2 tRNA genes and 1 rRNA gene are annotated in these 986 nt (G+C 39.7%); all 3 read left to right on the top strand.

What is annotated here, in order from left to right:
• Positions 1-53: ribosomal RNA gene (locus ND16A_RS22075) — 16S ribosomal RNA — on the top strand; the annotation flags it as partial.
• 176 nt (positions 54-229) lie between these two features.
• Positions 230-306 (top strand) — tRNA-Ile (locus ND16A_RS00025).
• Between the two features lie 134 nt (positions 307-440).
• Positions 441-516 (top strand) — tRNA-Ala (locus ND16A_RS00030).
• The last annotated feature ends 470 nt before the right edge of the window (positions 517-986 follow it).

The following is a 986-nucleotide window of genomic DNA, read 5'->3' as shown; positions in this document are numbered from 1 at the left end:
TGAAGTCGTAACAAGGTAACCCTAGGGGAACCTGGGGTTGGATCACCTCCTTACCTTAAGTGAATTAGCTTAGTGCTGAGTGTTCACACAAATTGTATGATAACGAAAGATGAAGAAAATATAGGTCTCTCATGACCTTGTGATAGGTCTGTAGCTTAGATAGTTAATGCCCACCCCTTTATATGAGTGGTGAGGTCGTACCGACAACTGCGAGTGAGTGCCTTGTGATAGGTCTGTAGCTCAGCTGGTTAGAGCGCACCCCTGATAAGGGTGAGGTCGGTAGTTCAAGTCTACTCAGACCTACCAAATTAACGTTTTTACGGCGTTATTTTATGACTCGTTTAAGAAGACTAAACGTCTCCATAAAATGCCTTGTAAAAAGCATTAATTGTATTTGTTTAAATATGATTAAGAGCGTTATTTACCATTGGTAAAACAATGGGGCTATAGCTCAGCTGGGAGAGCGCCTGCCTTGCACGCAGGAGGTCAGCAGTTCGATCCTGCTTAGCTCCACCATTTTCTTCGATTAAAGAAAGACCAAATTTAAGCGTCGTTTTGAACTTCAAGACTTCATTTAAGTTTGGTTTTTTACCAAAATCTTTGCCGAATGCGCGCATTGATTAGATCTTTAACAATTTGGAAAGCTGATATTAAACCCGATAATTCGTGGTTGCGACGTCCAATCGCATCCGTTAATCGAATTATCACGATAAACAACTTGTTGTTTATCAATCGAAGCATTGTTTACAATGCTTCAACATTATAACTAACGAAGTTAGTTATTCTTACTCAAGGCTCAAACAGTAATGTTTGAGTTTGATAACTTACGTTAAAATAGGTTGTCAACATTCTTATTGAATGCGTGAAAATGTCAGGCTTGCAACTTATCTCGGATTAGTCTCCGAGAATTCAAAACAGTCAATGCGATTTATTCAATTAAAACGTATTGCGCAGGGTTTTGGCATTTAGGCAAGGCGCTTTGAGCG

The organism is Thalassotalea sp. ND16A (assembly GCF_000764205.1).
In the GTDB taxonomy this organism is placed as follows: domain Bacteria; phylum Pseudomonadota; class Gammaproteobacteria; order Enterobacterales; family Alteromonadaceae; genus Thalassotalea_A.
Note: the sequence above shows the minus strand (reverse complement) of the source record. Positions and strands in the feature narration are given on the sequence as shown.